This is a genomic window from Butyrivibrio sp. VCB2006 (genome assembly GCF_000420945.1).
In the GTDB taxonomy this organism is placed as follows: domain Bacteria; phylum Bacillota; class Clostridia; order Lachnospirales; family Lachnospiraceae; genus Butyrivibrio.
This window is the reverse complement of sequence record NZ_ATVX01000002.1, coordinates 275,516-299,244: the sequence shown is the minus strand read 5'-3', so window position 1 is coordinate 299,244 and position 23,729 is coordinate 275,516. Positions and strand designations below refer to the sequence as shown.

22 protein-coding genes are annotated in these 23,729 nt (G+C 39.4%); 15 read left to right on the top strand and 7 right to left on the bottom strand.

Annotated elements, in window-relative coordinates:
* Positions 1–4: 4 nt before the first annotated feature.
* Positions 5–1,801 (top strand): ABC transporter ATP-binding protein, encoded by a 1,797-nt coding sequence (locus G613_RS0102710; RefSeq protein WP_242826119.1) that lies wholly within the window; start codon positions 5–7, stop codon positions 1,799–1,801.
* A 4-nt stretch (positions 1,802–1,805) separates the two neighbouring features.
* On the opposite strand, the gene G613_RS18370 is transcribed toward G613_RS0102710, so the two are convergent.
* Positions 1,806–2,963, bottom strand: a complete 1,158-nt coding sequence (locus G613_RS18370; RefSeq protein WP_029231189.1) for a PqqD family protein — start codon at positions 2,961–2,963, stop codon at positions 1,806–1,808.
* A 919-nt stretch (positions 2,964–3,882) separates the two neighbouring features.
* Between G613_RS18370 and G613_RS0102695 the strand changes: the two genes are divergently transcribed.
* The 6 genes from G613_RS0102695 to G613_RS0102670 all read left to right on the top strand — a co-directional run bounded on the left by G613_RS0102695 (position 3,883) and on the right by G613_RS0102670 (position 10,055).
* Positions 3,883–4,686: a hypothetical protein gene (locus tag G613_RS0102695; RefSeq protein WP_029231187.1), complete on the top strand. Its 804-nt coding sequence runs from the start codon at positions 3,883–3,885 to the stop codon at positions 4,684–4,686.
* 175 nt (positions 4,687–4,861) lie between these two features.
* A complete protein-coding gene (locus G613_RS18365) occupies positions 4,862–6,577 on the top strand; it encodes a hypothetical protein (RefSeq protein ID WP_029231186.1) in 1,716 nt (571 codons plus the stop codon).
* Between the two features lie 208 nt (positions 6,578–6,785).
* Complete coding sequence (locus tag G613_RS0102685) at positions 6,786–7,457, top strand: lysoplasmalogenase family protein (RefSeq protein WP_029231185.1); 672 nt, start codon at positions 6,786–6,788, stop codon at positions 7,455–7,457.
* 96 nt (positions 7,458–7,553) lie between these two features.
* Positions 7,554–8,249: a polysaccharide deacetylase family protein gene (locus G613_RS0102680; protein WP_029231184.1), complete on the top strand. Its 696-nt coding sequence runs from the start codon at positions 7,554–7,556 to the stop codon at positions 8,247–8,249.
* Between the two features lie 78 nt (positions 8,250–8,327).
* On the top strand, positions 8,328–8,885 hold the full coding sequence (locus G613_RS0102675) for a dienelactone hydrolase family protein (protein WP_029231183.1): 558 nt from the start codon (positions 8,328–8,330) through the stop codon (positions 8,883–8,885).
* A gap of 195 nt (positions 8,886–9,080) precedes the next feature.
* Complete coding sequence (locus G613_RS0102670) at positions 9,081–10,055, top strand: phosphotransferase family protein (RefSeq protein ID WP_029231182.1); 975 nt, start codon at positions 9,081–9,083, stop codon at positions 10,053–10,055.
* Between the two features lie 116 nt (positions 10,056–10,171).
* On the opposite strand, the gene G613_RS0102665 is transcribed toward G613_RS0102670, so the two are convergent.
* Both G613_RS0102665 and G613_RS0102660 read right to left on the bottom strand, forming a co-directional pair.
* Positions 10,172–11,920: a carbon starvation CstA family protein gene (locus tag G613_RS0102665; RefSeq protein WP_029231181.1), complete on the bottom strand. Its 1,749-nt coding sequence runs from the start codon at positions 11,918–11,920 to the stop codon at positions 10,172–10,174.
* Positions 11,917–12,396, bottom strand: a complete 480-nt coding sequence (locus G613_RS0102660) for a hypothetical protein (protein ID WP_155828017.1) — start codon at positions 12,394–12,396, stop codon at positions 11,917–11,919. The genes G613_RS0102665 and G613_RS0102660 overlap by 4 nt, the downstream gene beginning before the upstream one ends.
* A 258-nt stretch (positions 12,397–12,654) precedes the next feature.
* Here G613_RS0102660 and G613_RS0102655 point away from each other — a divergent pair, with 258 nt between their 5' ends.
* Positions 12,655–13,248, top strand: a complete 594-nt coding sequence (locus tag G613_RS0102655; protein WP_029231179.1) for a 5' nucleotidase, NT5C type — start codon at positions 12,655–12,657, stop codon at positions 13,246–13,248.
* A gap of 64 nt (positions 13,249–13,312) precedes the next feature.
* On the opposite strand, the gene G613_RS0102650 is transcribed toward G613_RS0102655, so the two are convergent.
* Entirely contained in the window at positions 13,313–14,185 is an 873-nt protein-coding gene (locus G613_RS0102650; protein ID WP_029231178.1) for a ComEC/Rec2 family competence protein, read from the bottom strand.
* 180 nt (positions 14,186–14,365) lie between these two features.
* Here G613_RS0102650 and G613_RS0102645 point away from each other — a divergent pair, with 180 nt between their 5' ends.
* The 3 genes from G613_RS0102645 to G613_RS0102635 all read left to right on the top strand — a co-directional run bounded on the left by G613_RS0102645 (position 14,366) and on the right by G613_RS0102635 (position 16,436).
* A complete protein-coding gene (locus G613_RS0102645; RefSeq protein ID WP_029231177.1) occupies positions 14,366–15,031 on the top strand; it encodes a hypothetical protein in 666 nt (221 codons plus the stop codon).
* Positions 15,032–15,037: 6 nt separating this feature from the next.
* Positions 15,038–15,580, top strand: a complete 543-nt coding sequence (locus tag G613_RS0102640) for a DUF402 domain-containing protein (RefSeq protein ID WP_029231176.1) — start codon at positions 15,038–15,040, stop codon at positions 15,578–15,580.
* Positions 15,581–15,650: 70 nt separating this feature from the next.
* On the top strand, positions 15,651–16,436 hold the full coding sequence (locus G613_RS0102635) for a class I SAM-dependent methyltransferase (RefSeq protein ID WP_029231175.1): 786 nt from the start codon (positions 15,651–15,653) through the stop codon (positions 16,434–16,436).
* A 75-nt stretch (positions 16,437–16,511) separates the two neighbouring features.
* On the opposite strand, the gene G613_RS0102630 is transcribed toward G613_RS0102635, so the two are convergent.
* Both G613_RS0102630 and G613_RS0102625 read right to left on the bottom strand, forming a co-directional pair.
* Positions 16,512–16,904, bottom strand: coding sequence for a pyridoxamine 5'-phosphate oxidase family protein (locus G613_RS0102630; protein ID WP_029231174.1), 393 nt, complete (start codon positions 16,902–16,904; stop codon positions 16,512–16,514).
* 77 nt (positions 16,905–16,981) lie between these two features.
* Positions 16,982–18,403, bottom strand: coding sequence for an amidophosphoribosyltransferase (locus G613_RS0102625; RefSeq protein ID WP_029231173.1), 1,422 nt, complete (start codon positions 18,401–18,403; stop codon positions 16,982–16,984).
* Between the two features lie 218 nt (positions 18,404–18,621).
* On the opposite strand from G613_RS0102625, the gene G613_RS0102620 reads away from it, so the two are divergent.
* On the top strand, positions 18,622–20,397 hold the full coding sequence (locus G613_RS0102620; protein WP_029231172.1) for a methyl-accepting chemotaxis protein: 1,776 nt from the start codon (positions 18,622–18,624) through the stop codon (positions 20,395–20,397).
* An 87-nt stretch (positions 20,398–20,484) separates the two neighbouring features.
* Here the strand turns inward: G613_RS0102620 and G613_RS0102615 are convergent, their stop codons facing one another.
* Positions 20,485–21,030: a QueT transporter family protein gene (locus tag G613_RS0102615; RefSeq protein WP_029231171.1), complete on the bottom strand. Its 546-nt coding sequence runs from the start codon at positions 21,028–21,030 to the stop codon at positions 20,485–20,487.
* 174 nt (positions 21,031–21,204) lie between these two features.
* Here G613_RS0102615 and G613_RS0102610 point away from each other — a divergent pair, with 174 nt between their 5' ends.
* Genes G613_RS0102610 through G613_RS0102600 form a run of 3 tightly spaced genes read left to right on the top strand, consistent with a single transcriptional unit; the run spans position 21,205 to position 23,662 of the window.
* Entirely contained in the window at positions 21,205–21,567 is a 363-nt protein-coding gene (locus tag G613_RS0102610) for a hypothetical protein (RefSeq protein WP_029231170.1), read from the top strand.
* Positions 21,568–21,578: 11 nt separating this feature from the next.
* Positions 21,579–21,923 (top strand): hypothetical protein, encoded by a 345-nt coding sequence (locus G613_RS0102605; RefSeq protein WP_029231169.1) that lies wholly within the window; start codon positions 21,579–21,581, stop codon positions 21,921–21,923.
* 59 nt (positions 21,924–21,982) lie between these two features.
* Positions 21,983–23,662, top strand: a complete 1,680-nt coding sequence (locus G613_RS0102600) for a hypothetical protein (protein ID WP_029231168.1) — start codon at positions 21,983–21,985, stop codon at positions 23,660–23,662.
* Positions 23,663–23,729 lie beyond the last annotated feature (67 nt).

The following is a 23,729-nucleotide window of genomic DNA, read 5'->3' as shown; positions in this document are numbered from 1 at the left end:
ACATATGAACGTGGTGCTCCTTTTTTACGATATGGGGAAGATAAGATATTATTTCAACAAAATTAAAGAAGGAAAGCTAAAAGACAAGCTATTGATATTCAAGTGGATATATGGATATGCAATAAACCATATACCCGCTATTGTAATATACACTTTACTTGGCATGACCGGAATAATACTTGGTCTTTTTACAAGCCTTAATTCACGAGATCTGGTTGATATAATCACAGGACATCGCACAGGGGAACTTTTGCGCACATTTATAATCATGATTGTACTTACAGTAGTGAATACTTGTGTTTCGCAGATATCAGGTTACCTTTCCACCAAAATCAGTCTTAAGGTTAATAATGAGATAAAGGCGCAGATCTTTGAAGGAATATTACGAACGGATTGGCAATCCCTGTCTAAATATCATTCCGGTGACCTTGTTATGAGATGCGGAAGTGACGCTTCCAATATTGCATCAGGAATTTTGACACTTGTACCAAACCTTATAATCTATATTTTCAGATTTGTATCCGCTTTATATATGGTTTGCATATACGATTGGACATTCGCTATTTTTGCGCTTGCCAGCATCCCGATAACACTGATCAGTTCGCGCTATTCTATGAAGATGATGAGAAAGAGCGGAATGGGAACTATGTCAGCATCCGCTAGAATGAACGGTTTTCATCAGGAGACCTTCTCGAATATTCAGACAATAAAAGCTTTTGATATGCTGTCATATCACATAGACAGGCTAAAAGAAATACAAAAAGGATATTCAGAAGCTACGCTTAAGTACCAGAAGATATCAATGCTCAATACTTTTATACTGACATTTGTATCTATGCTTGTATCCTACTCTGCACAGGCATGGGGCGTATATAAGGTTTGGAGCGGAGCTATCACATACGGAACAATGACCATGTTTATAGGCCTTTCAAGTTCTCTTACTGGCTCAGTTTCTAATCTTATCAGTTTTGTACCAACGTCTCTTAGCTTGTTTAACTCAGCTGACCGAGTTAAAAGCATACTGGACCTTCCAAGAGATGATTATTCCAATGCTGAAGATGTTGAAAGATTTGGGCAGGAGCATGCAGGTAAGGGAATAGGAGTAGAAGCCAGAAACGTGTCATTTGCTTACGAAGGTGCAGAAAATGTCTTTTCCAAGGCTGAATTTAATGCTAATCCTCATGAGACAGTTGCATTTGTCGGACCTTCAGGCGAAGGAAAGACAACTATGCTAAGACTACTTCTTGCTATAATAAGGCCCGGTGAGGGACAGGTGCGTATAACGACCGGTGATGGGGAACTTGAAGATAGTCTCTATGCAACAGCTGCAACGAGAAGTCTTTTTGCGTATGTTCCACAAGGAAATACAATGTTCTCGGGAACTATAGCTCAAAATATGAGAAATGTAAAAAAGGATGCAACGGATGACGAAATCATCAAAGCCCTGAAAATGGCTTGTGCGTGGGACTTTGTCAAGAAACTTCCTGAAGGCATAAACAGTGAAATGGGAGAGCATGGCAGTGGCTTTTCAGAGGGACAGGCCCAGAGGTTGTCTATTGCCAGAGCAATCCTTAGACAGTCGCCTATACTTCTTCTGGATGAAGCAACCTCTGCTCTTGATGTATGGACAGAAAAAGAGGTCCTTAAGAATATCATGGCAGATGAATATCCAAGGACCACTATTATTACTACACATAGACCTTCAGTATTAAAACAATGCGATAGAGTATATGCTATCAGAAACGGCAACTGTTGTAAGTTATCTGATGAGGAAATCAGCGAGATGGAAAGCATCGCCTGAATACTTAAGCTGTTGGACTATCGATTTGGGACTTTATGAATGCAGCTGCATCATCTGAGGTGTTGCAGCTGTAATTCCATACAGGATAGTCAGCGCTAACTTCCTGCGCGAAGCGAATAACGCTTAAGGTCATCTCACTATTCCACATCGGAGAGATGATTCGGTTCATAATAGCCAGAGCTTTAGCTTCCGGCTGCAAATGACTTACAAAATTCTTGGGATCCTGACGAAGCAGTACTATTCCTCTAAGCTCATAGTCTTTAGCATCATAGATTCCTGAAGTTCCACACCATGGCATGCCATACGCATATATTTTGCCATCATCACCTTTTCCCAATAGATTCAAATCGCCGTTGATCTGTCTTACGCCGTACAACCTATTCCAAAGCGCTGCATGTGTACTTTTGCCGATTCCGGATCCGGCAGAAAAGAGAAGAGCCTTGTGATCATACTCTACGGAAACCGAATGTATGGCAAATAAGTTATGGATTCTTGCCATATAAAGGAAAGCGTGACGAATAGCCCAGAATACTTCTTCCTTGGCATTATCAGTATCTTTAACAAAAACAGATACCTTCTGTCCGTCCGGTGATATATGAAGCTCGTCAACATGCTCCCATAACGGGAAAATGAGAATATATTCATCACATGTTTTTATGACGGATACCTCTTTATCACGAATGATCAGTTCACCGGATTTATGTATTACAGGTGCAATATGATAGACATAAATATTCTGGGTTTTATCAGCTGAGCAAGTGTATTCATCATCAGCAAAAGACATAAAGCTATCATCAAACATTTCTTCCTTGCCGAACAGATTTACGCAGATACCGGCAATATTCATGCTGACATATTTCTTGAGTTTAAGCTTTTTATAAAAATCAGTATCTATAACCATTCCTGAATAACAAAGGGAATCCATAAAGCTTTGAATGGAACGCTTTGCGTCAGGGCGATCTGCCTCGTCTATCTCAAAGTGTTCATAGCAACTATCAAAGATTTCTTCAATTGTCAGATCTTTGGAGAGTAAATTCCAGATAAAAACACCGGTATCATTTAGAAATAAGCTTTTCTTCCTATCTGCTACGCTTTGACCATGTGTTAGCAGACAAGGAGTGTCGCCGATATATTCAAGAGTAAAATCGTTATTTCTGATCATAGGTTACCCACTCTTAAGAAAATAAGGTTTAATACGAATAATACCAGCATATTATAACATATTAAAACCTGTTGCTCCTTTTTCTCACTATATGTTAAAATTGTTTGCAGTAGTACCGCATGTTGAGACGGTGGTGTTACTTACAAAGACAACCGCTTAACTATGCGGGTGTGAGAGCTGTTTAGAAAGAAATTGGTCGAATTTGACCAATTCAATTGTATTTGTGTAACATTTGGCGGTCTGCCTGTCTGGCAGGCTGCCACTATTCTGAAAATTCGAAATATAGGCAGTGAAAGTTACAGTCTATTTGCTGCTGGTATTCCAAAGTACAACTAAATCTAGTGTCATTTTCTGCTGCTTAAGCTTTTTTGCTCTGGTATCACTTGATTTTGCGTGGTGAATTCTGCCTATTACACCGGTTTGATTTCTAAAACCATCATTATGGTGATCATATCTATTAGGATTTATGTTAGCTAGCTGATTATTTGCCACTAACATATAAATCTTTGTATGTAATTATGTTGGTATGAGGAAAATCTATGGCTAACTTAATGGTAATTACCTAGCATTATGTTCTATTGAACAAAACCCGAAGTGAACATAATGATTTTTTTAGGAGATTATGTTTGTATGAATAAAATGGAGAATTAACATAAATAAAACAGCTTGAAATTATGTTAGTTAGTGAAAAATCTGTAGCTAACATAAATAGTCTTTCAAATATTTATGTTAGCAGGAGAGAAACTTGTAGCGAACATAAACAAGACTGCCAAACACTATGTTCAAAAGAGAAAAAACTGAAAAGAACATAACCATGCCTAATAATGTATATGTTAGTTGGAGAAAAGCTCTGAATTAACATAAATCATTAAAAATAAGATGAACATGAAATATGAATATGAAAAGAGGAGAAAACAATATGTATGGATTAAAACAGATGCTAGAACTCGAGGAGAATAGATTAAAGAATATGAAACAGAAGATAGAAGAAAGTCTATCTAATGCACCAGAGGGAAAAATAAGAGTGTCATCTACTGGAAATTATCCTATGTTTTTTCATTGTACAGATGAAAACTTTAAAAGTAGAAAAATAGGGCAATATATTACAAAAGATAAAAGAGATAATATTAAACCGCTAGTTCAAAAAGAATATGATAAAAAAATGAAGAGGATTGTAGAAAAAAGACTTAATCAAATCCAAAGATTGAACGTGGATTATTATGATAAAGAGCTAGAAGATATTTACAATAATATGCATCCTATAAAACAAAAATATGTAAGTCCGTATGAAGTATCTTGGGAACAAAGAGTTTACGATTGGAAATCAATTCCCTATACCGGTAAAGAATTCGAAGAAGGTACTCCTGAGATATATACCAAAAAAGGAGAAAGAGTAAGATCAAAATCAGAAAAGCTGATAGCAGATACTTTATTTGATATGGGAATTGAATATAAATATGAATGCCCAATATATCTAAAGGGATATGGCCAGGTACATCCTGACTTTACAATGCTCAGTCGTAAAACCGGAAAAGAAATATATTGGGAACACGATGGCAGAATGGATGATCCCAAATATTCCGAAAAAGCTGTAAGAAAGATAAATTCCTATATCTTCAATGGAATACTTCCGGGAGATAGTCTGATGCTTACTTTTGAAACAACAAATGTTGTGCTTAACGATAGGACTATCAAGAAAATGATTGATAATTATCTAATGTAATAGAACTATAGATATCTTAAATAAGGTGCAAGATATATATCCATATAGAGATGAATATAGAGATGGAAATAGGGAGGGATATAGAGAGAAGAAATTATTATAAACGATGATTTACTATGATATAATTGCTCTATATAACGATAGGTAATTGACGTAATAATATGAGGCGATGGGCATGATAAAGAGAAAGAAATCCTTTTTTATCCTTACTGTAACTATGATTGTAATGACGGCTTTTACCGCTTGTGGAAGTACCGCAACAAACTCAGGGGAACCGGCTGCCATAGAAGAAACTCCGGCATCTGCACATGAACACTCTTGGACTGAAGCTACCTGCACAACTCCACGCACCTGCGAGGAATGTGGTGCGACAGAAGGCGAGGCCCTGGGCCATGACTGGGTGGAAGCTACCTGTGAAGCCCCAAAGACCTGTTCACGCTGCGGGGAGACTGAAGGGGAGCCTCTTGAGCATCAGTGGACCTTTGCGACTATCGATGCTCCCAAAACATGCGAAGTTTGTGGCCTAACTGAAGGTGAACCGGTATCGGTAAAAGAAATTGATTTAAGCTCATATACCAAGAATTGGAAGATAGTAGCACCATTTAAAGATACTATCATATGCGAAAAGTCTGCTAATTACGTATATACAATTGCAGTTTTTGATTATGAAGGCAACAAATTAAAAGAGATTACAAAAGCCCCTGATTATGATGAAGCCTGTGGTGTAAGCATCCCATATATATTCCAGGATGATATACAGCTAGGGTTCCAAATTGCGTGCAATAACATATATACCAATGAAGGCACTATTGATTTATACGACACCAAAGGAGAACTTATCAAAACTATCAAATCTTCCTGGGATTCAGGGGATGATGGATATCTTGCAATGGCAAACTCCAACAATTCTGATTATTTCATTGAAGTGGTACGTCCTGATAATTCACCTGTTTTTGGTATGGATGTTCATAAGCTTGAATTGGAGGACCCTTCAGGTCTTAACCTGGCAGAATTTGGAACTCCTGAGTACGATAAGTCTAAATTTGGTTATTGTGGTCGAATCATGACAGATGGCATGAGTGGATATTTAGTGGCTAATGCAGATGAAAGTAAGTATGGCTATGCTGACGATTCTTTCAACGAAATAGCTATGTATGCGGATGCATCAAATTTCAATTACTACGGATATGCTTTGGTTTCCGATGATCTGAAATCCTTCAGTATTATTGATAGAGATCAGCACGTAGTGGCCAAGGATTTTGCCAAGGGAATGGGCTCATATGTTCAAAGAACCTACGGCCCTGTAATTGCACTGATGGTTTCAGATAAGGAGACAAGGTATTTCTATATAGGTGGTGAATTAGGCAATACATCGTCTACGGAAGGTACAACAGAGTCGGCAAAATCGTATTCCGGCGAAAAGTCCTCCTCAAAGGGCGCTGTAGATGCAACGTCTTTAAATGATGGTGTGCATGCTTCTGATTTCCACCCTGATTATGATTTTGACTACAAAAAATATGCCAAGGCAAAAGGGCTTAAGAAGGCAGTAATAGAGGATGAGGACGTTGCCTTTTGCGGAGATGGTTGGCTTGTTGCCACCAACACAAACAAGGACCATATGTCCGGGAAAACAGGTATCTCCTACATAGGAATCGGCAAGTATGATAATGATGATCTTAGTACAAAAGAAATGACATATGTCTGCAAGATTTCTTTTGCCGGTAAAGCCTGGAGGATAGAGGGGATGGAAAAAGACGCTACTGTTATGTGCGAAAGTGCCTCAGAAAAGCTTGATCTTATCATCGACTATATGAAGGCCTATCCTGATCCAAATGAAAAGCCTAATATCGAGGGCCTTCAATTCATTCCGTGGGAATACCTTTATAAATAATAATTATTTATTGAATGAGCATCTGTCAGTCACAGGTGCTCATCTTTTCTTGGAACACCGCCTATACATGGGGAGAATGGGTTGATATAATCAATTCTATGGTGGGAGGTCCTATGGGGACTGTGATTAAGCCTGCTATGAGCGAGCATGTTGATTCTATAGATGTCGTTTAGACTATATATAACTAAAATAAGCGGGGGAAATAGTTTTGGAAATTGTTGTTTTATCAGCAATATTGTGTGAGATATTTATGGGGATTTATGTCAGAATGGAGATCAAGGAGAAGTATCTTCCCGCTGTTATCTTTAAAGGGATAGCTTCCCTTTTCTTTGTTATTATTGGACTTATGTGCAGTAGTGGCGGAAGAACTGCTAACCTAGTAATTCTGGGACTTACTCTTGGATTTATAGCTGATATTTTGCTAAATCTACAATATCTTTTTGATAAAAATGAAAAACGGTTTTTTGCTCTCGGAGCCTTAGTGTTTCTTGCTGGGCATATAGCTTATTTTGCAGCAATATATCCACTTGTTTCAAATCATGCATTATTTCTTGCTTTGGGACTTGCAGTAGCAATAGTTCTGGAAATCATTCTATTTAAGCTTACTACCGTGGATAAGGTGATGCTAATTTTTGGCATTACTTATGTGACCTTAGTAACACTTCTTACAGCTATTTCCTTTGGAGCCTTAGTTGAGTGCATGACAAAATTTACCATATTGTTTTTCTTTGGAATATTTCTTTTCCTTGCAAGCGACTCGGTGCTTATAATTAACTATTTTGGACAGAAAGTAAGAAATAGCCTAAGGGTTATAAATGGGATTTTATACTACACAGGGCAGATTCTTGTGGCAATAAGTCTGATAGGGCTACAGGGATAAAGAAACATATGCCGAAGAAAGTGAAGAAAAACGAGGTTCCTACCAGCGCGAAGATGCAGCCCTTAGAGAGTATATGGAATGGAGAAAGATTGAACGATGATAAAAGCATTACTTACAATGGATGATTTTTCTGTTAGGTGCACACCTGCTATTGTGGATTATCTTGAAGGAAAACATATACCTGTAATACTGTTTGCATGGGGACAGAATGTAGAGCAGTATCATGATGAGGCCTTATATGCGGTGAAAAAGGGAATTGTCATAGGTAATCACAGCTATACCCATCCACATTTTTCTGAGATTTCTTTTGATGAAGGGGTAAAAGAAATTGAAAAATGCGAGAGTGTACTGGATGAATTGTACAAAGAAGCCGAAGTACAGCGAAAATATAGACCGTTCCGATTTCCATATGGGGATAAAGGCGGAGAGAACAAAGAACTACTCCAGAAATACTTAGCAGAGCACGGCTATGATAAAGTTGATGACACCAATATCCCATACCTCTGGTGGAAAGAAAATGGTCTTGATAAGGACATAGATACATTTTGGACTTTTGATTTTGCTGAGTACAATATCAGACAGGGCAGTGGTTTTACGTTGGATGATGTCTTCAAGAAAATGAATGATATGAATCCAACTTCCGGAGCAGCTCTGTTTGCACCTGATAGCTATCACATTTTGCTGTTCCATTCTCATGATGAAACGCAAGAACTGGTACCTGAGTATTATAAAAAGGTGCTTGATGAATGCATTGCAAAAGGTGTTGTATTTGTAGAACCCAAATTCAAGTAACAGTCAGAGGTTGGAATAAGGAATTACAGAAGATGAGTGGAGAGCTTTAAAAGAGCATCTGGAATGGAGGTTTCAATAATGGATTCCCAAAAGCTTGCAGTTATCTTGCCAGGGACAGGATATACCAAGGACAAGCCGCTTTTATACTACGCTTCAACGATAGCTATGAAAAAGGGCTACGAAATCATTAACGTTGGCTATGACAAGTTCTTTGAAGGGGTTAATTACCGCAACAAAGATGAGATGGATGCGGTGACAGGTAAGGCCTACCAATATGCAGCGAAGAGGCTAGATGAGATTGATTTTAGCCAGTATGAGACAGTGGTTTTTATTGGTAAGAGCTTTGGCACTATAGTTGGAACTACATACGCTTCAGAGCACAATCTGGACATTAAGCAGGTGTGGTACACACCTGTCATGGAGGCTTATGAGAAAGCCATCGGTGAGATTGTTGCTTTCATGGGAGACAAGGACCCAATAGCAAATGTTGATGATGCCCATCGCAAGGCCAAGGAAAAAGAGATTCCGCTTCATGTATATCCAGATGCCAATCATTCTCTGGCAACAGGAGATGCACTTATAGACATTGATACACTCAAAAGTGTGATGACAATCACAAATGAGTTTATTGAATGAAGTAAGAGACTCTACTTTACGTAGGTACACTATAAGTTTTCACTGTTCTACAATTTGAACATGGAGGTGAAATGTTATGAACCAATATGTTACAGGAGCAGCTATGATGACACTCAGGAGCGAAGAGAGCTTGAGAAGATAGCCAAAAAGCTGTTTGGATAATGTGATGAAGCGATATAAGTAGGGGAACTAGTGATGATTAAGAGTAAAACAAAGTATGAGGCAACGCCTGAAGAAATTAGAGAGTTGTTCAACACTCACAAAATAGGAGCTGTGACTGACATTAATCCTCTTGGAAATGGTGAATTCAATGCGGCATATAAAGTTACCTGCGACAATCGCGTTAGCTATGCTCTCAAAATTGCACCTCCGGAGGGCGCAACAGTCCTTACCTATGAAAAGAATATGATGGAATCTGAAGTGTTCTGGTATAAAAAAATGCATGAGAATACTGATATTCTCTGCCCGGAGGTGTACGTGTCAGATTTTTCCAAGAACATCATAAAAAGTAACTGCTTTGTCATGCAGATGATGGAGGGAGAGCCTTTGTGGGCTGTAAACTTCTCGGATCAGGAATATGAAAATGTTCAGAAGCAGAAAATCGGAATGCTTGCCAAAATTCACAGGATAACAAATGACAAGTTTGGTTACATACAATCGGGGCTCTATGATACCTGGTATGAGGCACTTAAATCCATGGCATGCAATCTGGTCACAGATTGTAAGGCACTTGGATATGAAACTCCGGATGGAGAGAAATTCTTAAGGCTCATTGATAAGCATGAGCAATTACTTCGCAAAGTTCTATGCCGTATGGTGAATTTTGACCTTTGGGACAGCAATGTTTTATATAACAACGGAAAAATCTGCTGGATTGATCCTGAACGCGGTTTCTGGGGTGATCCTGTGGCGGACTTTATTACACTTGGCCCAGGTCAGAAGAGCCCACTTTCTTCAAAGGGAAAAGAGCTTGAAATCTATAATGAAACAGCAGATGAGAAGATAGTTCTTTCTGATGAGACTGAGATCAGGTATGAGCTGGCTGTATGCTATCTTGCCCTTATTGAAGAGGTTGAGAAATACGTCAGATATGAACCTGATGAGACAAACTACATCAGAAATACCAAGGATGCCAGAATAATGTATGATATGGCTTTTGACATATTGTGAGTATGGTGTAAATATCATAAGATTTTTTATATAAAATAAGATGACACATAAAGCGGCTCTGCCTGGATTAGGCAGAGCCGCTTCACTTAAATTAAATGGGAAATTATGAAGTAAGTTTAAGCTGCTTTAGATTTGTCTGCGTCCTTCTTGGAAACATGCTGATTGTAGAGAGTCTTGGCTGCAATAAATGCAAGTACCAAAGACAGGGCAACTAAGAGAACAGCGATAACTGACTGAATGAGAGCCCAGTAGTCAGCGGCTCCTGTAAGGAAGGCTGTCATCTTGGCTATGATAGTCTGAACCAGAGAACAGATAGTTACAAGAAGCATGAATGTCATTGGAATAAAGAACATCTTGTTGTTCTTGCCAACTTCTCCAAGCCATACACATACAGCAAGAAGGCCAACTGCTGCAAGAAGCTGGTTAGCAGCACCAAATAATGGCCAGATCTTGGTATAGCCTGTCATACCAAGGCTGACACCAAGTACTACTGTGATAACTGTAGCCAGGTAAGGGTTGGACAGGACTTTCTTGTAACCTGTAAGGTCTTTCTGTGTCTCACCCTTTTCAACAAAGAATTCCTGGAACATATATCTTGCAAGACGAGTAGCTGTATCCAGAGAAGTAAGGCAGAATATTGAAACAGCAAGGATAAGCATCTGATACATGATATTCTCAGCACCCGGAATAAATGTTCCGATCATTGCTGATAATCCGCCGGCAAAAACCTGTGTTGGGCTTGCATAGGTTCCATCTGAAGCGGAAGCCCATACGAAACCGATCGCGCAAAGAGAAATAACAGCTACGCTACATTCAATCATCATAGAACCATAAGCTACAGGGCGGGCATGTTTTTCGTTGTCCAGCTGCTTAGCTGATGTTCCTGAAGAAACCAGTGAGTGGAATCCGGAAATAGCACCGCAGGCGATTGTAACGAAGAGCGCAGGGAAAGCAGTTCCTGTTGTGAACACGCCTGTTCCCTTAAGTGCTGCATCTCCGAAGGCAGGTACCTGGAAAGTACCTTTACCAACCAGGACGGCACCGATTACAGCGATTACACCTGCTGCAATCATAAAGTACAGAAGGAATGAACTAAGGTAATCTCTTGGCTGGAGCAAAATCCATACCGGTGTTACGGAAGCAACAAGGATATATACGCCTATTACCCACATCCACGCATTGTAGCTAAGTGCGATAGGATGGAAGTTAAGTCCAAGAGCTACGATTGCGACGATTCCGATGCATCCCAGAACAGAAGCTACTGCTACATTTACATTCTTACGATATACGAAAAATCCAAATACTATAGCAAGTAAAATAAACAGAACAGAAATCATGGCTGTTGACTCGTTGGCTGCCAAAGTTGCTCCTTCAACGGCCTTACCTGCTGCAGTTGTTGTTCCGAAGGTACTTGCAACGATTGAACTAAAGGCTGCAACAACCAAGAGAAGTGTAAGATAGCCAAAGGTAAGAAAGAGCTTTTTAGCTCCTTTTCCCATTGTTGAGTTGATGATTTCTCCGATAGACTGGCCCTTATGGCGAAGTGATGCAAACAGTGCACCAAAATCGTGAACTCCACCAAAGAAAATTCCTCCAATGAGAACCCACAAAAGAACCGGAACCCAGCCAAATACTGCGGCCTGAATAGGACCATTTATAGGGCCTGCTCCGGCGATTGATGAAAAGTGATGTCCCATAACCACAGGTGTTTTGGCAGGTACGTAGTCCATGCCATCCTCAAGTTCGTGGGCAGGTGTCTTTCTGCTTGGGTCGATTCCCCACTGTTTAGCAAGCCAGCCACCATAAAAAACATATCCGGCAGCAAGAATAACGATGCTTGCGATTAAAAGTAATGCTGCATTCATGATACTTTCTCCTCCTTATCCCTTTTAAGGGAAATAAATATATTGGTTAAGAGCGGCTTTAGCTCTTTTCCCATGCAATTTGTAAATACAGCCTGATTATCCATACAGGCAAGACCTATTCTGGCTTCGCAGTGACCGCGAAGATTAAATAGATACCCTCTGTCGTAACTAAATCTCTTAAGCTTTTTAAGGACCGTTTCAGAGGGGGAGGTTTCTGAAATGACAACTATAGTCATATAGGAACACATATGGTCTTTTTCCGGATACTTTTCACCTTTTAGGACTAGAGTTGGCTCCATTTGCTCTACAAATATCCTTCGCATTTCATCTATGAAATTGTCATCTATGGATTTTATTTTTATGAAAAGAACGTGCTCATAGGCCCTAATTGCCCAAAGCTTCGCTTCTTTTTTTAAGACGTACTTTTCACCAAGAGAAAAGAATCTTGCATACGCAGGATACACCTTATTTCCCAAAGTAAAATCTTCTGTAATATCGAAGTTTGCCCTATATCGGCGTAAAAGCTCCCTCAAATAGTCATCACAAGCATGATTCATGACTTTGCCCCACAACAAACTAAATTTAATAATTATTTAATTTATCACTTTAAAGTGCTATTGCAAGATAACAAAATTAATCAATTTTAAAATTCGAGATTAATTTTGTAATGTATTATTGTCAAATGAGCAAGGGGGATAGTAAAATAGCTTGGAATAAAAAATAGAGGTAAGAATATGAAGTTTTACGTAGATTTTGATGATTGTCTTTGCGAGACTGCAAGAGCTTTTACCGGAATTGCAGACAGATTGTTTGATAAAAAAGTTCCATATGAGGACATAAGATTTTTTAATCTAAAAGAGTCTTTTGGACTAAACGATGACCAATATGATGAGCTGATGATAGAAGGGCATAGGCCTGAAGTGCTTCTTTCCTATGAGGAGACACCGGGGGCATCACAGACTCTCAATGAACTTATAGATAATGGACATGAGGTATCTGTTATTACAGGTCGTCCTTACAGTGCTTATGAAACCTCAAGAAAATGGCTTGATGACCATGGACTTGATCGTGCAAAGCTTTTTTGCCTGGACAAATATGGAAGAGATTCCTTTATAAAGAACAGTGAGTTTAATCTGAAACTTGAAGATTACTACAAAATGGAGTTTGACTATGCCATCGAGGATTCTCCGCTGGCATTTAAGTTTTTTGATCACTTACCTGATCTTAAGGTTATGGTCATTGACAGACCTTGGAATCATGAAGTGGAGCTTCCCGGTAACTTTACCCGCTGCACGGACTGGAAGATGATTAAGAATCTGATTGGTTAATGATAGCTTAAGAGAGTAGTGGATAAGCCAAAGGACATTCAGGCAATTGTTTGAATAGAATATTTCAGTGCTTGAACAATCTTGTCCCCATTTGAATAATAGTGATTTCACTTCCGTTGCATATGGTTTGCACACTTCCATTTTCTGTAGAATAATAGGTAATACCTGCTTTATTAAGGAGTGATTTTACCTGATCTTCTAAGGGGCGTTCACTTCCTGTACTGATTATGGCAAAGCCTGGAGAGACTAGAGCTAGTAGTTCCTCCAGGTTTTCTTTATATCTTCCGTGATGAGGAAGCTTTATCCAGTCTGCCGAAAGGTCATCCCCTGATTCTAGAACCTGCGCAATGCGGGCTTCTTCTATGTCTCCTGTAAAAAGAAATTTCTTTTCCCCGAAAGTAATCATGCAAAGAAGGCTCATATTGTTATCCATGTTATCAAGATCAGAGATAAGAGCCTTGGAATTATTTGGAGGAATAATCTGAATAGTTAATTTGTCTAAATCCAGATTGACTATTTCAGAAACAAAAGTTACATTATCTTTTCCGGAAATGGCATCCATGATTTTGTTGTATCCGGATTTGGAGCTCACATAATCAGGAAGATAGATTTCTTTTACGTCATAATTCTTGAGAAGCTTAGCAGCACTGCCAACATGATCCTTATCATAATGGGTCAGGAGCATGAAATCTATGGCCTTTTTGCCGCTATTTTCAAGGAAACTACTTATTGTCTCATAGGAATCCTTGGTTCCAGTATCAATGATCCCACAATAATCGTTATATTCGATAAAGGCACAGTCCGCCTTACCGACATCAAGGTTTGTGATTACAAGCTTATCCGAATAATCAGCAATAGTATTTAAGCTATTATATCCGCGCCAAAAAGCTATGGCTGCAAATGCACATAGCAGAAGAACTGTCACGCAGATAATCAATATTATTCTATTTTTTTTCGAATGTTTAGTATTCATATGTCTAATTATATATGATTATATTTCGATTAAAAATCATTAAAAAAATCAGGTCCGAATAATCCACTTGTAATGCGGTATTCGGGGGTGCTATTATATGTAAATAGCATGGAAACTGAGCCTGAATGAAGATAGGAGAGCTTGATGCAGATAAATAGGTCACAGTACAGATGTAGCTTTAAACTTCTGACAAACGATGTCCCTCTTGATAATATCATTGAAAGATGCAGAGAAAAGGCGTCGGCACTTATTAAAAAAGGAGAACTGGTTAACGTATCCTTTTACAGATACGAGAATATGGGCTTTCTCTACATTGAGAGTGTTGGCAAATACTCACAGGCAGAAACTTTGATGGCTGATCTTAAGCCCTATCTCAAACCCTGGCCTGAGGAAGACGGGGACAGATACTTTGCGCCTATGATAAATGTTTACTATCATCATGTTCCGGATGAAGACCTTGATATATGGGAAAAAGAGAGAACAACTGACAGTAAGACAAGGGTAGGCAGAGTGGCATTTGTATATCCGGATAAACTCCCTTCTTACGTGATGCATCACAAGGCAATCGTGGATGAGGGGCTTCTTATGGGAGATAAGTATGCTTATATTTCTATGCATGAGAATCTTTTGTTTTCCTATTATGAAGAACCCAGAAACAATGTAAATATCAGAAATTTAGATGAAAAGTCAGTTGCTATAGAAAAATGGATGGAGGCAGATCCCGAATCACACTTTGACAGAGAAAAGGCAAAGGGCAGTAATTTCCTTGTAATTCCATGCCTTTTTAGCGTCGACAGAGTGGATGGTTGACAGATAATGGTTGAGATAAAGCAGAAAAACTTAGACAGACGTGAATGGTACACAGATACAGACAGAGATTTTGTGTGTAAATATCACAAGGACGATTTCTTTGAAGGCGGTATAGGCCTTATAACCTTCACCGGAATCAAGGCTCCGGATGAAGTGGATAAAGCAGATGGCAACAAGCTTATTATTTCAGATAAGGGGTATCAGTGGGTAGAACTTGCGCCAGGTGACAAGAATTATGTGATCACAAGTATGTTCCGTGGTGATGAGATTTTTCAGCACTATGTGGACATTACACTTAAGAATGAAGTAGCAGAAAATGGTGATGCAGTGTTTTATGATCTTCTTCTAGATGTGGTTATAGACGGCAATGGAACCATTTCGGTAATTGATACTGAGGAACTTGATGAGGCTCTGGAAACCGGTGTTATCTCAAAGGAACAATATGATCTTGCCAGAAGTACAGCAGAAGATGTAGTTGAGCTGTTCAAACACGATCAAAAGTTAGTTGAACAGAAGCTTGCTTTGTATAAAGAAATGCTAGAGAACTAAGAGAAATATTTAATCAGTTTGCAAAAGAAACTATAGATAAGATTATAAAAATATGCAAGGAGGCATCATTATGAACATAGGTAGTTCCAACGACGAAGCTGCGGTAAAAGCGCAGTACGCAAATTCAAACAGCTTAAGTACAAGAATCAATTTCCATGAGCTGTATTCCACCAACAAACAGGGGTATGGAAACTGGATCATGTCTAATTATGAAATTCCTGAGGGGGCTAAGGTCCTTGAGCTTGGATGCGGAACCGGGGCATCCTGGATAGGACATGACGACCTGATAGCCAAGTGTGATAAGCTTCTTTTGACTGACTTTTCAGAGGGAATGCTTGAAACTTGCAAAAAGAATGTGGGCGAAAGAGATAATGTTGAGTACATGCAGGCAGATATTCAGGACCTGCCTTTTGAAGATAACTCTTTTGACATAGTTATTGCCAACGCTATGCTATATCACATTCCGGACCTTGATAAAGGAGTCAGAGAAGTTCGCAGAGTCCTTAAGGACGGCGGCACTTTTTATGCTTCAACCTATGGTGAAAACGGCTTTTCAGAGGAACTTGCCAAGTGGTTTGATCTGGGTGGAGAGGCCTTTATGCCAAACCATAATTTCACTCTTGTTAATGGAAAAGATATACTGGGTAAGCAGTTTAGTGATGTTCAGGTGCTCTTTTACAAGGATTCTTTCCACATAACCAATGTTGAGGACCTGGCTGATTATCTTCAGAGTCTTAAAGCACTTCATGGGATAGGATCTCTTTCAAGAGAAAAGACAATAGAAGTTCTTTTAACTCATGAAGTAAATGGGGCCATAGACCTTCCTAAGGATTATGGAATGTTTATTGCCAGGTAAATATATTAATAATAAAAAAGTCTGCATCCACGTTAAGCAAACGAGATGCAGACTTATTTTTCGCCACAAGGATTATCAGAACTTTACAACTTCGGGTGCACTGGTAAAAGAACTGAAGGTGGCGGTAGCATTCTTAAGATAGAAAACTTCTGTATTTCCATCGTCAGCCTTGTACATTCCCTGAAGAGAAGGATAAGCATCTAGCATTGACTGCTTGGCTTCAAGTCTGTCATCCTCAACGAGTTCTCCGGCTACTCTAAGCCACTGGCCATTCATGAAGGCACAGATCTCGCATTTAGGATTCTTGTGTATCTGCTTAGATACATCTTTTACCTTACCTGTCTGGATGTAAAGCTTTCCTTCAAAAATGTGAGCAGTACCAAAAGGTCTTACTCTTGGCTGATCGCCATCAACAGTAGCAAGATAGTAGGTGCCTGCGTCTTTTAAAAATTTCTCGACTCTTTCCATGATGTTTTTCACCTCCAATGGATATTATCCTTAATTTGATATCATTATACGCTGAATTTAAGTTGTATGCAATCCATTTACTCTCTGCCGCTCCAGCAATAGGTACACAGATTGCATGGCTCAAGAGGAATTGCCTCAATCATGTCATCCAGTCTGTGGTAGTGCAGGGATGTGAAGTTAAGATCTTTTCTGATTTCTTCCAGCATTGCATCATATTCGGGAGAATCAGGATCAGTGTACTTTCTGACTGTCTCTTCGTCTGGGGATGGATAACCCTCAAGCTTTTCGATAACGCGTCTTGTGATCAGCTCCATCTCTGAGTTTGAACGGGAGAAGTTAAGGTATTTACAGCCGTAGATAAGAGGAGGGCAGGCAGGTCTAATATGAACCTCGCTGGCGCCGCTCTTGTACAGGAACTCTGTGGTTTCTCGCAGCTGAGTTCCTCTTACGATAGAGTCATCAATGAGAAGAAGACTCTTGTTTTTTATGAGCTGATTGACCGGTATAAGCTTCATTTTGGCGATAAGGTCACGCCTTGACTGAACTGTAGGCATAAAGGACCTTGGCCAGGTTGGGGTATATTTTACAAATGGTCTTGAATAAGGAATTCCGGAAGTGTTGGAATAACCGATGGCATGGGCAACACCTGAGTCAGGAACTCCGGCAACAAGGTCAGGGTGGATGCCTCTTTGCATATCTCTTTGGGCAAGCTTGCCACCACAGGCATATCTTATATTTTCTACGTTTAGCCCCTCGTAAGTGGAAGCTGGGAATCCATAGTAAATCCAAAGGAAAGTACATATTCGCATTTCCGAAAATCCGGGAGCTACGATTTCCACTGATTCCGGGGTGATATAAGCAATTTCTCCGGGTTCAAGCTCTTTATACGCCGTGTATCCGAGATTTAGATAGGAAAAACTTTCGAAGCAGACACAGAAGCCTTCATCCTTCTGACCAATCTGGACAGGGGTTCTGCCTAAACGGTCTCTGGCTGCATAAATACCCTCCGGGGTCATGAGAAGAAGAGACATTGATCCCTTTATAACTTCCTGTGCATAGCGAATACCTTCTACGATTGTAGACTTTTGATTGATGATAGATGCCACCAGCTCGGTAGGGTTGATGTCTCCACCACTCATTTCAAGGAAATGTGAGTGATTGTCCTTAAAGAGCTGATCAGTGATTTCAGTGATGTTGTTGATCTTGCCAACAGTAGTGATTGCGAATGTTCCGTGATGAGATCTGACGATAAGGGGCTGAGGCTCGAAGTCGGAAATACATCCGATACCTAGATGGCCCTCCATTCTAAGCATATCGTCTTCAAATTTGGGTCTGAAATATGACCTTTCAATGTTGTGGATAGAACGATCGAACCCTTTTTCCTTGCTGTAGACTGCCATTCCGGCGCGACGGGTTCCTAAATGTGAGTGATAGTCAGTTCCGTAGAACAAGTCGAAAACCGCACTTTCACGAGATGCTACTCCAAAAAATCCTCCCATGGACTCCTCCTAATGTGTGAATTAAATTGGTGCAAATGACATAAGTGAAAATAAACCGCTTATGGGAAGTATCATACCACAGTAAGAATAAAAAATGTGATTACATTTGAAAAAATAATAAAACAATTATTAAAGTATCGTTATAAAGCACAAAATTTAACGAATTAGAGTTACTATAAAGCTAAGAAATATTTTTGAGAATCAGGAGGACGTGTACAGTGAGCAAAGATGGTGGTAAAGCTAATTCTTCTAACTTTTTCCAGAAAATTATTTTCCAAAATCTGGCTATTAATGTTGTTATGCTTGTGATGTTCATTATCACAATAATAGTGACAAACAATAGCGTAAAGACCTTGATTAGTTCGGCAGTAGTGGCAAGTACTAATGAAGTTAATCTTTTGCAGAAGGAAGCTGAGCTTAAGCAGAGTCTTATACATATTTCCGCTGAAATCAACATGTATCTGGGACAAATGGAAGCAGGTGCAGATATAACAGAAGAAAATTTTGCGGATTTTGATAATTACGTTGCTTCAGTGGAGGAACCACTGGTATTTATTGAAAACAGTATTCTTGTTTCTCAGACAGCTGATGGCGGACAACAGGCGGCAGAACTGAGGTCAAACACTGAAGCCTTTCTTCAGACTGCCCAGAACCTGAAAAGCAGTATTCTGGCTAAGGATCTTGCCGGGGCAATTTCCTATGTTTCCCAGGATTACGGTGCAAATTTAGGGGCTGTTAATGCTTCAATAGAGACTGTGGAAACTACAATTCTAGCACTTCAGGATGGTCTTCCTAATTATCTGTATGCTATTTATCAGAGGGCACTTAAGGGAATTATTATTCTGGCTGTAATATTTGTGATTCTGGTCATTGTGAGCCTTATTCTTAGTATTACCAGAATCAGCAACAAGATTTCCGGAATTGTTAACGAACTTCAGAAGATTATTTCCGACATAAATGAGGGTAAGGGCGATCTGACTGAAAGAATCCATACTAAGACTACCACCGAGCTTTCTTTTATCGTAGAAGGAATCAATCAGTTCATTGAAACTCTTCAGGGAATAATTAAAGAAGTTAAAGATGGTTCAATGGTACTCTCATCTGCGTCAGATAGTATGACAAGTAAAATTGCAAAGGCTAATGACAGTATTACCAATACTTCAGCAGCTTTGGAAGAGCTCTCCGCAAGCATGGATACTGTATCTAATACAGCTGATCATATTTCAGGAAGACTTGAAGAAGTTAAGGAAGCTACAAACGAAATCAGACAGGAAGCATCAAACGGAACAGAAACTGCAGCAAATATTAAGAAGGAAGCTGACGAGATCAAGTCAGAGGCAATCAGCAAGAAAGACAACACAGGAGCTAAGATCAGTGAGCTTGGCAGTGTCCTTGAACAGTCTGTTAAGGATAGTGAGAAGGTTGCACAGATCAACGAACTTACCAAGGTTATTCTTGATATTGCCAGCCAGACTAACCTCCTTGCTCTTAATGCTTCTATTGAGGCTGCAAGAGCCGGAGAAGCCGGCAAGGGATTTGCTGTTGTTGCTCAGGAAATCAGTGCACTTGCTGAGAACAGTAGACAGACAGCCGGAAATATCCAGGTTATAAGTAACGAGGTTACAGAGGCCGTTAACTCTCTTTCAAGCAATGCGATGTCAGTTATCGAATTTATCAATGCAGAGGTTCTTTCAGACTATGATGCCTTTGTTGAGACCAGTGAGAAGTACGAGAATACTGCAGTAATCATGGATGAGATTCTTGAGAAGTTCACTGACAAGGCTGATAACCTCAATGGTATCATGGATAGAATGGCTGAATCAGTAGAAGCAATCACAGAGTCGGTAAAAGAAAGTACTCAGGCAATCAGTCTTTCTGCTGATAATTCCACAGAGATTGTTGGAGAAATTCAGGGCATCAGCGATGCAATGGGTGAGAATAATAAGGTTACTGAACAGCTTAACAACAGTACGCAGAAATTTGCTAATCTGTAATGGTATGTAGCTGTTCAAAAATCGTAAACTATGACGCAAAAAAATACCCATCACTTTGGTTAACGCCAAGGTGATGGGTATAATTATTTATGCAATGTTTTGTCTGAAAATATTCTCTTTTCTTGGTTCCAATGCATGAAGGAGAATCATTCCGAGAAGATAGCAGGAAATAACTTCTCCAATACCAACTGTCAGCATGAAGAATGGAAGTGTTCCCTCAAGATGGTAAACATATAAGAGCACAGGTGGAACAACAAGTACATTTGCTACAATCGGAGGAATAGGGCACAGCCATTTTTTAATGTTTGATTTGCAGTAGTAATCCGCATGTCCCGGAGTCTTAAATCCATGGGCGATGAAATAGGTTACAAGGGCTCCAACAAGTGTAGCAAGTGATCCGAAAATGGTATCAAGGAGCATGCATCCTGTAAGCGTGTTGGAAATAATGCATCCGAGGAATAAACCCGGGATTGCAGCCGGTGTAAAGTAAGGCAGAATGGTAAGTGCCTCTGAGAAACGAACCTGGATTGCATAGTTGGCAAGACCAAGAGCGTTGGCAAGTAGTGTGAGAACTACATAAAGAGCTGCAATGGCAGCAGCCTGAGTGATAAATAGTACATTTTTGTTACGCATATTAAATTTCTCTCCTTTAGTTTTGTTTTATGTCAGGAAGGTTTCGAACTGACATGGAACGTATAAAATCATTACATCTTATGCGTGTAACTTTGCTATAATATCACTAGAAGGGTATTTTGTCTATTATGGAGGACAAGAAGTTTTTTACTTTTATGAATTGGAGGAGCTTTTATGATTTGCGATAATTGCCTGACTACAATTCCGGATGATACCGTTGTTTGCCCTGTTTGCGGTAGTAAATTGGGAGAAGCTTCTGATGAACCTAAAGAATCAGAGGCCAGGGAAATGGTTCCTAAGGCTGAGGTAGAGACAAAGGCGGATCCTGATGTGGAACTTGCCAACGACCTTCTTGCGGAAGGCGTGGGCGAACAGGCAGAGGCGCCAATAAGGATAGAGGATATTTTGGAATCTGATAAGGCACCGGTTAGGCCTGTGAATAGGGAAAAAGAAAAATTAGATCCGAAGTATCTTATTGCTTTTATAGTTACTGTTTTGGTTCTGATAGTAATGTTATTTATGTTTTTACTTAAGTAAGTGGAGGAAAAATGGGAGAGACTTTTAGTACATTAATTGATTTACTGATAGTTGGGGGAATAATATTGGCTGTTGTTAAAGCCAACAAGAAGAAACAAAAAAATGGGGCTACTATCGCTGCAAATGCCCCCAAAAAGTATGATACATACAGAAATAAAAAGTATGATACCTTTAATAAGAAACCCGGAAAATATGATACTTTCAATAAGAAGTCCATATTTAATACTTCCGGGGCGCAGCCACATGTCCATGAAACACGAAAATACACTTCAATGTCTGATGCATCCAAACTGCCGCCGGGATATATTCTCTTAAATGGCGAGCCTGTAAGAGTCGCAGACCTTGAAGGAAAATAAGTAGAAATTTTAATGACCTTTTTGTATAATTCAATGAGTTATATAGAAAGGTCTTTTTTATGAGAAAAAGTATATGGGAGTGGCTCGAGATAGAGCCAACTAAGGATATTGACAAAATCAAGGCAGCCTACGCAGAGATGTCTAAAAAGTATCATCCTACGGAATGTCCTGATGAATTCAGAATGCTTCGCGACAGCTATAAAATGGCGGTTCAGTATGCAAGTATTCCGGGTAAAGATACAGCGAAAGACACTGAGGTTTACCATATCATGGAGAGGAGCACTGCAGGAAAAGAGAATACAGAGAATAATTCAGATATTAGTGCTGAGAACTCTGATGAATCAAATGAAGATGCTCAGGGGAATATCTATGATTTCAGCAAAGTGGCAAATAGACTTATATTGTCTGACAGACAAAAGAGAATGCTTGCTATGGTAGCTGACATGATGGCTATGGCAACGCTGGATGTGGCCAAATATGCCAATGAGAAAGTGGTTAGTACAATTACTGATAAATGGTCTAAATCGCCATATCAGGAAGAATTATCTTCGGTTTTTGTAGAGGCAGTGTTGGAGATACTCACCGGGGGAGTGAGTCTTTCAAAAGAGTCATACGATATTTTTGAGAGAGCTCTTTTTAGAAATCAAACGGAAAGCTATGAGCAGCTTCACGCAAGATTTCTTGCTCTTAAGAATGAAACTGAGGGCGTGCAGATTCGCCAAGGCAAAAACGGTAAATTTACCACAGTGGATCTTACGAAGGCTTTCCTTCGTACGTCCAATAAGAACATGACCAGGATTGTTATTGGCCATTTCTTTAATGATAAGGTTATGAGTATACCGTTCTTTTATAATTTATTCTATAAGAAGCTTGGAATTGTCACATCACCAAAGCTTACGGTGTATCTGATAAAGGATTATATGTTATTCGTGGATAAGCAGGTAAGGTATTATCACTGCGCAGATATTTCTTTTGACATTGATAATAAAAGTGACGCCCTGACTATATTTGACGAAGAAGGAAAAGAGATTCTTAAGGTAAGACCTTGTCCTCATACATATCAGCAGCTTCTTGCGCATTTGCTTAATAATGGAGCTGATAATCTTAGCACAAAGCCGCTGGATGAAACCGGATCAATAGGTAAAGTTGATAGCCTCAAAAAACTATTGCTTGATATTAAGCCGTTTATCTATACGATAGTTATTTATCTTGGCATTATGTTTATTTCGGCGATGGCATTTATTAGAATTGTGAATCTAAATGAGACCATAAATAACGAAGTGTTACATGTTGCTATGAATGCGATAGAGCTCCTTGTTGGTTTATTCACTTTGTTCTGGGCAATTAGTGCTTTGGTAGTGGGAACAATGGTCTTTTCCATGGAATTTAGTTATGGGGATGCACTTAAAGTTGCAGACAAAAAGCAGCTTCAGGAAGATATTAAAGACGGCAATGCAAGCTATGTACTTGGAAATAATTTATTTATTTTCTCCAAATACATTATAGGCCTTGTAAAGAATGATTATGTTCTGGTTCCCATAAACAACATTGCCTACGTGGAGGCTGTATATAACGAGGAGTTTTCAGGTTATTCCCAGCTTAAGATAGTATTAAAGGGCGGCCAGCACAGATTTTTCTACATTTATTCAGACAGAGCACTAGATGCTGTTGTAGAGCTTTTGGAAAAGAAGGTTCAGGAGTACGAAAGCTATCGCGAAAGAGTTGTTAATGGTGAGTAAAGGATGAAGAAAAAACCGGATAAACCGATTTGATGTATGAAGCATCAGAGGTTTATCCGGTTTTTTA